Here is a 10,266-nt window from a genome sequence, read left to right as displayed (position 1 = left end):
GCAGAATGCTGCAAAGAACACAGCGCACAGGAAAGCACAGAAAGCAGTAGAACAGATAGAGGATAGCGATTTATTGGCTAGACCATCTTAAATTACAAACTGGCTTAAAGGTAGTCAATTCAGGCGTGTTTTTTTAACTCAAAACCACCCATAAAACGTTTCGTATAATGAATCTTATGTTAAATGCCTAAAAAATAGACTTAAAAATTTAGGCCAATTTCCGCGACCAGGGATTATGTTAAATCTGGGAACACATTACGGGTATAATGTGTTGCCAAGCCGAAAATGCTAAATAACAGAGATTATGTTAATCGAAAAATTGTTTTACAGAATGCCCCAGATATTGCGAAGATAGGCCAAAATCATAAGAAATTGGGCTAACTTAATGAACCTATTAACCATTGTGGATGCTGCAAAGCAATTCAATGTCACACGATCCAGAATATATAGAGCACTGGAGAAAGGAACTATCACAGCTCAGATAGATGATGAGGGAATAAAAAGAATAGACCCTTCAGATATGGTTCGAGTATTTGGGAATGCCAAATATAAGAAACCTGTAGCGAACAAGTCCGACACAATAAGAATGGAACAGTCCGAAACTGTAGTAGAAATACTTAGAGAACAACTAAAACAAGCACAGGAACGAGAACAATTCTATAAGGCTGAAATAGCCAATATCAGAAAGGATTTCGATGATTACAAGCTTCTTATCACTATGAAAAACCCCTCCCCTGCCAGCACTTTTACCGAACAGCCCGAACAAAGTTCGATACAGAAAAACGATACAGTTCAGACAGGGCAAGCAATAGAGTGTAATGACAGGGGTCAGCCAGAAGAAAAAGTTTTGATTACTGAAAGAAAGTCACCAGGGAGAAAACAGGGATTGTTTGGTCGTGTGATTAGAACTCTCATTGATGATTAAATTAGAAATCAAACAAAGCGATGATGGGTATAAGCACACAATTAGTCACCCATCATTTAGAGTTCACAAAAGTCATTTGCTATCGTGAAAAACAAATAAGAAATTAAATTTAAAAAAAGAAAAAAGGCTTTTATTAACTTTTAATAGCTTTTAATGCTTTTAGACAAGCTGAAACCTGCACAGGGCAAGGCATACAGAATGGATAAGCACACAATTAGTCACCCATAAGCACACAATTAGTCACCCATAAGCACACAATTAGTCACCCATAAGCACACAATTAGTCACCCTTGAAACACATAAAAGAATAATGTATTCTTAAACACATTACATAACAAAGTATTCTTATCTGGGGTACAATATGAAAAATGAACTTGTTGTGAAAGATAACGCTTTAATAAATGCTTCATACAATCTTGAGGTTACAGAACAGCGTCTAATTCTTCTTGCCATTACTCAGGCAAGAAATACAGGCAATGGGATTACAGCCGAAAGTAAGCTAGAAATACATGCAGGTGACTATATGTGTGCTTATGATGTTGATAAACACGCAGCATATAAAGCACTAAAAGAAGCTGCTAATAATTTATTCGAGCGTCAATTCTCATTTAAAGAAGAACATAAAAATAGTGGAAAAACAGGAATAGTTCGCTCGCGCTGGGTGAGCAGAATTAAATATGTTGATGAATTGGCAATTTTGGAAATTACATTTGCGCCCGATGTTGTGCCGCTAATAACTCGATTAGAAAAGTACTTTACAAGCTACCAAATTAAACAAGTCGCTCAGATTACAAGTAAGTACGGCATCCGCTTATATGAACTCTTAGTTCAATGGCGTGACGTTGGGAAAACACCAGTCCTAGAGATTGACGACTTTCGGTTTAAGTTAGGGATAGAGGATAGTGAATATAAATTGATGCACCAATTCAAAAGCCGAGTGCTGGAACCAGCCATCAAACAGATTAATGAGTTCACAGACATTCAAGCGGAATACTTGCAGCACAAGTCTGGTCGAACAATTACAGGCTTCGAGTTCAAATTTAAATTAAAGAATCAGCCACCCAAAGAAAAGAAAATTTCAAAAGATCAAAACACGATTGATATGTTTACAGGGATGACACCAAAGCAGATTTTACTTTTTGCTAAGAAGTTGGCCCATGACGATCAGTTCGGTGGCCGTGTTGGTGAAGTTGGGGAGAGCCGAGAGGATTTAGAAAGAAGATTGACCGATTTGCTGGTTGATCCTAGAAATCTGGTGAAGTGGGCAGATGATTTAAGACGTTTAGGATTTAATGCCTAAAAAACAGTAGTAACGACTTGGCAGATGATTTTCTATTTTTTAAAAGTAGGCCAATCATAGATAGATAGTGGATCGGGATAGTTTTGAACTGTAGAAAAATCACCGCTTAATTATCTGTAATAAATGATGTTCTAATCTTATCTTTAAATAGGTATTAAATTTGGTTCTTTCGAGTTCCTTGCGAATTTTTATTTGGCTTGTTCAAGGGTATTTATGGCTAATTTACCTAAAAATGATCGTTGCGATTCAATTCGCAGAAATGTTGTTAGAAAAGAGCGTGAATTTTTTAAGGACTTTCTAACATTAAGAAAAGATTTTGACCGTAGAAACCTAGAGCAGGTCATTCATATCGCTTCGTGGTGCAGTAACAATATGAAAACACCCAGAATGATGCACTTTGCGCTAGAAATTGAAGATGAGCTTTTATTTAACTCAAGGAGGTTCACTCAGAGCTTTAAAGAGAAATTTGCGGGTCAGATCAAGGCGTATAACAAGGTTCGCGTTTCTGAAGGAAAAATCCAGAGACCAATACCACCTATGCACATAGTTTTTAGTATTGAATCAAAATACCTAAAACCATCCAATCCTGTGCCGTACCTGCATATTCATGTTCTAGTTTTTATAGATACATTGCACAACCTTTATGGTTCAAATGAGTTAAATATCTGTATCACTAAAGCGCTCTCAAAAATACATGGGCTGGAGCAACTTCACTTTAATAAGGATGAGTCTATTTTTTATAAAGACAACAGGAAAAGGCCAATTGGCTTCCTAAAGTTGCGGAATAGCAAGACATCTATCAAAGTCGGCAAATTCCTAGATTTGAAATGGCATAACTTAAAAACGGAACTTGAAGATGCAATTTGTCGAGCTTCATATCTTTGCAAGCTGGATCAGAAAGACTTGCTGCCAGATGAATTTAAGCGTGGTAATTCATTCGGCCATACCAGACCGCCCAAGAACAACAGCCAGAATTACGAGCAACTTAAAAACATTCCAATCGGCACACAGCTAGGATTCTTTTAACTACGAAACTTTCGTACGTTCACCAGCTCCCAAAAAAATGGGAGCTCCATCCAGATATGGATTAACCTTTGAAAACAACCAGGTGTGGTCATCTTGACCATAGCTTCACCTTCATGTATTCACGTACGCGCGCGCACAACGCTTAAAATCCCAATAGAATTAAGATGAGTTTACCAGGCCGGTTCCTAATAATTACTCCAGCGAAGACAAAAACGCCCCCCAGCCAACGCAATTTTGCGCTCCGACAGTTTTCGGGTCGTAAGCATTCACCCCACTGGGGGATATGAGCAATCTTGCTCACATTTTAAAACTGACCAAGTTAATTCAGCATCCTAAATGTGGATTTAAAATCTGAAAGTGTGAAGCTCCACCGTTTGATGGAGGCCGGGTCTGCGAAATTTTTCGGATACCTATATCCTCAACTTGAGGACGTAAAAATATATCAGTTCCCTCTTGTACCACCATCGTATATACGATAAATTAAGAGAATAATCTAACAAGGATAAGAGGGAAATATCATGGGCAGCATAGTTAGCAAAACAGCTCAAGAACTTTTAGAAAATGCTCAAGTTATTTTTGAGTCGCTGGAAGGTGCATTATTTCGCTTATATGTCAGTTATGACCAGTGTGACCTTTCTGATGACAAGACTAAGGCTATGATGAGCGTTTGCGGAATGCTGGCAAATGGTGCTTTAGAAGATATTGAGAGTGCTAGTGCGAAAACCAAGTCAAATATCTCGCTGTTTGTCAGTCAAGCTACTGGCATCCTAGTTATGCTTGATGAGTTGTCAGACCTTAATCTATCCAAAGGCTATACAGCAGCAGCTATACACGGCCTATTACTGGCAGCTGAACAACTAAAAGAATCACTGGAGGTGGCAGCTGAAGCTGTGGTGTGCTGAAGAAAATAACTTGAGCAAGAATGCAGGAAGGGCTATAAAGCTCTGAAATGAAGTAATCAGGAATTCAGTTTGAATACCAAGAAATTAGAAACAGCCCGGGAAAGATACGAGACAAAAAGAAAGATTAAACCAGTTTCATTTAATACAGAGACTGAGGCGGATCTACTGGAGTATGCCAACAGTTTAGATTTTAGTGAATGGACCAAGCAAAAGCTAAAGCAGGAAATGAACACTCAAAGCCCTGAAGAATAGATAAAGCCCCAATGGGCTAAAAAGGGGCTTTGGGGTGTGGGTAAAGAAGATTTTAAAACCCCACAAGTTGATTATGTTTTAAAGCTTGAGAGAGGTCAATACATTGTAAAAAATTAATAATATTAAAGTGTTACACAGTTTTATGGTAACGACTTATAACCGATGCAGAGGGCTAAATGCTTGTAACAGTCGAAATTTTTGAGAGAGTTTTGCAGGAAAGCGGCATACCAAGACACAGTGCAAGGGAAATAGTAGAGCGATCCATGCTGGTCATGTCAGAAAAATCAGTCGAGATCCAGAAGTACATGAACGTATTACTGGTAAAAGCCATCGAATTGGGTATAAAACCAAGTCAAAACGACACAGTATCAGAGCAAGAGGCTGTAAAACTCTTAGGCAAATCACCTTCCTTCCTTCGGGTGGCCAGAGCACAAAAAAGATTAACCCCAAATTGCGTGATTTCAGGTGATAAATACAGATATACCTTTCATGATTTGGCTGAATACATGGCTAAGATTGACAGTTATAAGCCGTTATAAAACAGAAACTTATACTTAAAAATACCCGCTATATTTTACTCATATCTTTATATGAGTATTTTTTATGAAAACCAATGTTACCACCCTTGTAAAGCGCGTTTTTGTTCAACACCTTTCGCAAGTCAATCAGATTCCACCTCAAGAGCTGGCAATTAGAGAATTTGGTAAATCGTCCGCAGTAGTTCAAATGGTAGCTTCAAAAGGATTCACAGACCCAACACAGGCAGATTATGCAGCCATTGCAGCCAGTCAGCAATTTATTAATTTAGTAAAAGAAAAAAGTCTGATTGGTCAGATTGAGAGTCTTAATAAAAATCTATACATGCCTTTAAACACTCCTTTAAGCAGTTTTGACTTATCTGCTTGCGAGGTGGTACTCCAGCGAGAGCCAACCCATCTCTTAACTGAAAAATCCAAAATTGGACTTACATTAGATTTTAAGAAAATTGGTGGCTATGCAATCTTCCCTGATCGCTACTTTAAAGCTGAGTTGTACAGCAAAGTTGAGCCATTGATTAACACAGCTTTAATTAATAGCTATGTTGCTGGCGAGAATGCAGACTTTATCGAAACCATTACAGCAGACGCAATTTCAGTACCATCCACTGGAAATACAAAAGAAGCTTTACTTTCAGACATCACTGCAGCAGTCACTTCACTGGAAGATGCACAAAACGCGGTTATTGTGCTTAACCCAAATACTGCCTTAAGTATCGCCAATACCTTGGATCTGGAAACCCTGGGTGTAAATGGTGGATCAATTCGAGACATTCCGGTTATCACAAATAAATCAGTAGATGAGAGCCAAAAAATTGTATTCGACCTGACCAAGCTCATTCTGGCTACCGATCCAAGTGTGGTGCTACAACTATCTGATGAAGCCACAGTTACCACAATGACAAACGAGCCTGTTTATTTATTCCAGGAAAACAAAGTGGCGATTAAAGTGCTGGGCATCAATGGCTATAAATTCCTAGATGGGTATAAAGCAACAGTGATCGAGGGTTAAGCCATGGATAGGATCTTCCAGAATATAAAAATCAAAGCCAGTAATTCCGAACAGCGAATTATCACGGCGATTGCGAACAGTGGGGTATTGGATCGTACAGGTGAAATTGTCAGTATCGCTGGTATCACCTATGACCCTAAAAACCTGCCGGCTTTACTTTGGCAACACAAGCACGATCAGCCACTTGGCCGGATCTTAAGTCTGAGCAAGACCGCAAAGGGCCTTGAGATGACAGCCCAGATTGCAAAGTACGAAACAGACTCGGAATTAAAACAGCTATCTGATTCTGTCTGGGAGTCAGTAAAGCAAGGTGTAATTAAATCCTGCTCGATTGGTTTTAGGCCTACCGACTACGAAAAAAATTCAGCCGGTGCGATTGTTTGGACAAGTTCGGAACTATTGGAAGTGTCTCTGGTTAGTGTACCGGCAGAGCGTGGGGCCAACATCACAGGCTTTAAATCCAGCGAACATCCAAAAACATCATCTATAAACCCACCAGGGAAAAAACATACAGTTGTGAAGCTTGATAGAGGCGGTGTACAGCTCTCTCCTGCCAGACACGTTGTAGCGGATGATTTAAGCCACCAAGAGAAGCTTTTAGCTGCTCAGATAGCCTACGCTGATCCAGTGAAGCGCAAGAGCTTGCTGAAGCCATTCATTGATGAGTTTGGTGAAGATAAAGCCAATAAGGTTCGATTGATGGCAGACAGTTTAAGGGGGTGACCTATGAAGCCAACATTAAAGACCAGATTAAGGGCAATGCACCCAAAAAATACTTATAAGTTCCGCGAGTATTCTGTAGAGGTGCTTCAGCATAACGGCCGACAAATGAAGCCTGAAGAAATTAACTTTATATCTAGTGTGCAGACATTGCCTTTAGAGGGTGTGGCATTGGTACTGTGCAAATATGCAGACAGCGAGGCCAAGCTGGAATTGATCCGCATAGCTATGAAGTTCCATATTTATCGAAATGATTTTGATGAATACCTAAAGAACAACGCACATAAGCCAAAAATCAAAAAGGCTTCAGAGGTCTGGAGGAATCTATGGCTACATCATTGGGAACTTTAACGCTGAATCTGGTCACACAGATTGGAAATTTTGTCGGCCCTATGCAAGAGGCAGAAAGACAGACCCAAACCAGCTTCGACAAAATGCGCGTCCATGCGAACACGTACGGAATGGCGATTGCAGGCATAGCAGGCAGTGCAGCAATGGCATTGGGATCCTTAGCAGCGTCAACAGCCAACCAAGCAGCAGAGCTGGAGATATTCGCAAACAGGGCGAACACTACCACACAAGAATTTCAAAAGATGGCCGTAGGTGCCAGCGCCATGGGTATTGAGGGTGACAAGCTCTCAGACATGATGAAAGACTTCAATGAAAAAATGGGGGAGCTGACAGCAGTAGGAGCAGGTGGAGGAAAGGACTTTTTCGACAAGTTATCTGGAGACATGAAGGGCGGTGCAAAAGAGGCTAAAAGTCTGATTCTGGAAATGCAAAAGCTCTCAGGTCCAGAAGCATTGCAGATGTATGTTGATAAGCTGGAAGATGCAGGTGTAAGTCAGCAAGAAATGTCCTTCTACCTTGAGTCTATGGCCTCTGACATGACAGACCTTTACCCACTACTGGCGAACGGTGGCGAAGGCATGAAGCTCTATGGTGACATGGCAGAACGTGCCGGCCTTATCATGACAGACCAGACCAAAGAAGCAGCCTTGGCGCTTAAAGATCAAATGTTCATGCTTGATCTACAGTTCCAGGGAGCCAAAAACCAACTGGTTACAGCGGTTATCCCTGCTTTCGTAGACGTAGCGGACGCATTCTTAGGGGGATCCGAACAAGGCTTACAGCTTACTTCAGTGGCAGAAGGCGTTGGTACGGCAATCCGGAGCATTGGGAAAGTAGCAATCGGTGCTACGGCTTCAATTCAAATGTTCGGAAAGGGTTTGGGAGGACTGGCAGCAGCAGGATCAGCATTGGTCTCAGGTGATTTTCAGTTAGCAAAATCCATTCTAGCTGAAATGAGGGCCGATATAAGCACCACAGCGCTTGATGCAGCAGCAAAGATGGATGCTATAGACAATCGGGTAGGTTCATCCAAATCAAGCCAATTGCGAGGAATCAGAGAGATTCAGCAGCGCAATGCTTCAACAGCAACAGGCTTACAGGATGTTATTGATAAAGAAAACAAGGCAGCAAAAGCAACAGAAGGAAGAGCCAAGGCAGCCAGACAGGCGAACAAGGCTATATCTAAGCAAGCAAAAGAACTTACAGCCGAAGAAATCAAACTCAAGGAACTTCAATTTGCCTGGGATGTGTCACAACATCGATTAACTGAAGATGAGGCATTCCGGTACAAATACAGCTTGGATCAGCAGTCAATCCGCGCAGACAAGGAACTTACTGCTCAACAGAAGGAAATCAAGCTTCAGGCATTAAAGGAAATCTACGAAGGTGGATACACAGCTCTCAAACTAGCACAGGAAAAAGAGCTACTTGAGACAAAGCGGATGTACATGACAGCTGGAGACTATGCTCGGGAATATTACGATGTAGTTAGAAAGGAGATTCTGAATACAGCTGCTTACTCTCCTGAAATGAAAGAAGCAAAAATTAAGGAAGTGAATCTTCAGCAAGGCATTGAGCAGAATGCAGAACGTGAAAATGTTTGGGGAGAATATCAGGACAGGTTTGATGAGAAAGACTCACCATACCAACAGGACATAGATCTATTAGCTGAAGCTCGTAAACAGATGCTTATAACTGAAGAAGACTTTCAGCGACAAAAACTAGCCTTACAGATGAATTACGGTGCTCAGTATGGATCTGAGTTTGCCGGCGCTCTCATGGGACTGGTAGACAGCTCATCATCTGCATACAGAGCATTGTATTTTGCTCAAAGAGCATTCGCCTTATCTCAAGCAGGTATGAACGTATGGAAATCAGCCTCAGATGCTTATGCAAACGAGCCTGGTACTGTATGGCAGAAGGCAGGAGCAGCAGCACTGGCAGCGGTTGAATCGGGGACCTTTGTTTCACTACTCCAAGCAGCACAACCAGTAGGCTTTGCAAATGGTGGATTCACTGGATACGGTGGTAAGTATGAACCCGCAGGGATTGTGCACAAGGGAGAGGGTGTATTAACTCAGGAAGAAATCAGGGCATTAGGTGGTCCAGCAGGCTTTGAATTACTTCGAGACAATATTTCTAATGGATTCTCAGAAGGTGGTCTGGTTGATCCTATTCCAGCATTTAGCCCTAAGATTCCTAGGATAGATGTAAAACCAAGTGGTAGTGATAGCAACGTACAAATCACACAGCACATCACCTTTACAGATAGTGGTGCACAGATAGACACCAAAGGTCAGAAGGCACTAGCACAGGGCTTTGATTCTGCGATGATGGCAGTTATCCGCCGTGAAAGCCGTCAGGGTGGATTTATATATAACGAATTAAGAAGGGCAAAAGGGTAGCAATATGGAATTAGAAGAACGTTTACGAAAGTTAGAGAACGAATGCTTTACCAATAAACAACGCAGACAACTGGATGCCCACTTTATGGGCCAGATCCTTAAGCATATGGTTGATACACGACTGATGGATGCTAAGCAGCTACGACAGGCAATTACCCAGATAGGTGAAGGGCTTAAAGATATTGCAGGTGATGCACCAGGAGCAGCAGAGATTATAGATGAACAGACACTCGAATGGCTTGGCCACATCAAAGAACCCAAAGAGTTTCTTTTATCTGGTGGTATGAATTAAATACGGGTGGGGGGTTTGTCGATCTTCAGGACCCCAACCATTGAAGACCGCCCCTGTACTCACTTTTTATAACAACCTTTAAAAAATCAGGTGAAATGTAGATGACAAAGACCAGTAGCGTTACTTCAAAAATATTGAAGAAATCAGAAATTAAAGTGCCAGCACCTTTGAAGATTACTAAAGAGCAGAAACCATTTTGGGATAGCATTGTGGAAGCCAAAGCACACGACCTATGGACCACAGCCGATTTAATCCATGCAGTAACATTAGCAAAGACCATGCAGCAGATAGACCGACTGCAAAGGGAAATTGAAGCAGAGGGCGAAGTCTTTACCAATACGCATGGCAACCCAACATTAAACCCCAAGCTGTCACTACTGGACACAGCAATAAAACGTAGCGTTTCTATGTGCAGGCTTTTACAGATTCATTGCATTGCTACCGTGCAGAGTGGGCAGAATGCTGCAAAGAACACAGCGCACAGGAAAGCACAGAAAGCAGTAGAACAGATAGAGGATAGCGATTTATTGGCTAGACCATCTTAA

General features: G+C 41.3%; 12 protein-coding genes. All 12 read left to right on the top strand.

Annotated elements, in window-relative coordinates; genetic code table 11:
* Positions 1–385: 385 nt before the first annotated feature.
* The 12 genes from NI465_RS15885 (at position 386) to NI465_RS15830 (ending at position 10,266) form a co-directional block, all read left to right on the top strand.
* Positions 386–925 carry a plasmid replication DNA-binding protein gene (locus NI465_RS15885; RefSeq protein ID WP_253145946.1) on the top strand — a complete coding sequence of 180 codons (540 nt, stop codon included), beginning with the start codon at positions 386–388 and terminating at the stop codon, positions 923–925.
* A gap of 361 nt (positions 926–1,286) precedes the next feature.
* A complete protein-coding gene (gene repM / locus NI465_RS15880) occupies positions 1,287–2,225 on the top strand; it encodes a replication initiation protein RepM (RefSeq protein WP_253145945.1) in 939 nt (312 codons plus the stop codon).
* 213 nt (positions 2,226–2,438) lie between these two features.
* Positions 2,439–3,251, top strand: a complete 813-nt coding sequence (locus NI465_RS15875; RefSeq protein WP_253145944.1) for a hypothetical protein — start codon at positions 2,439–2,441, stop codon at positions 3,249–3,251.
* Between the two features lie 518 nt (positions 3,252–3,769).
* Positions 3,770–4,153, top strand: coding sequence for a hypothetical protein (locus NI465_RS15870; protein WP_253145943.1), 384 nt, complete (start codon positions 3,770–3,772; stop codon positions 4,151–4,153).
* 69 nt (positions 4,154–4,222) lie between these two features.
* Positions 4,223–4,405 carry a hypothetical protein gene (locus NI465_RS15865; RefSeq protein WP_253145942.1) on the top strand — a complete coding sequence of 61 codons (183 nt, stop codon included), beginning with the start codon at positions 4,223–4,225 and terminating at the stop codon, positions 4,403–4,405.
* 176 nt (positions 4,406–4,581) lie between these two features.
* Complete coding sequence (locus NI465_RS15860) at positions 4,582–4,944, top strand: helix-turn-helix domain-containing protein (protein WP_004788332.1); 363 nt, start codon at positions 4,582–4,584, stop codon at positions 4,942–4,944.
* Positions 4,945–5,008: 64 nt separating this feature from the next.
* Positions 5,009–5,953, top strand: a complete 945-nt coding sequence (locus NI465_RS15855) for a phage major capsid protein (RefSeq protein WP_253145941.1) — start codon at positions 5,009–5,011, stop codon at positions 5,951–5,953.
* 3 nt (positions 5,954–5,956) lie between these two features.
* The gene (locus NI465_RS15850) at positions 5,957–6,676 is read left to right on the top strand and encodes an HK97 family phage prohead protease (RefSeq protein WP_253145940.1); all 720 of its coding nucleotides are present in this window, start codon (positions 5,957–5,959) and stop codon (positions 6,674–6,676) included.
* 3 nt (positions 6,677–6,679) lie between these two features.
* The gene (locus NI465_RS15845; protein WP_253145938.1) at positions 6,680–7,024 is read left to right on the top strand and encodes a hypothetical protein; all 345 of its coding nucleotides are present in this window, start codon (positions 6,680–6,682) and stop codon (positions 7,022–7,024) included.
* Positions 7,000–9,429, top strand: coding sequence for a hypothetical protein (locus NI465_RS15840; RefSeq protein ID WP_253145937.1), 2,430 nt, complete (start codon positions 7,000–7,002; stop codon positions 9,427–9,429). Before NI465_RS15845 ends, NI465_RS15840 begins: the two co-directional genes overlap by 25 nt.
* Positions 9,430–9,433: 4 nt before the next feature.
* Entirely contained in the window at positions 9,434–9,721 is a 288-nt protein-coding gene (locus NI465_RS15835; protein WP_253145936.1) for a hypothetical protein, read from the top strand.
* A gap of 101 nt (positions 9,722–9,822) precedes the next feature.
* The gene (locus tag NI465_RS15830) at positions 9,823–10,266 is read left to right on the top strand and encodes a P27 family phage terminase small subunit (RefSeq protein WP_253145935.1); all 444 of its coding nucleotides are present in this window, start codon (positions 9,823–9,825) and stop codon (positions 10,264–10,266) included.

It is taken from the genome of Acinetobacter lwoffii (genome assembly GCF_024129855.1).
In the GTDB taxonomy this organism is placed as follows: domain Bacteria; phylum Pseudomonadota; class Gammaproteobacteria; order Pseudomonadales; family Moraxellaceae; genus Acinetobacter; species Acinetobacter lwoffii_L.
Note: the sequence above shows the minus strand (reverse complement) of the source record. Positions and strands in the feature narration are given on the sequence as shown.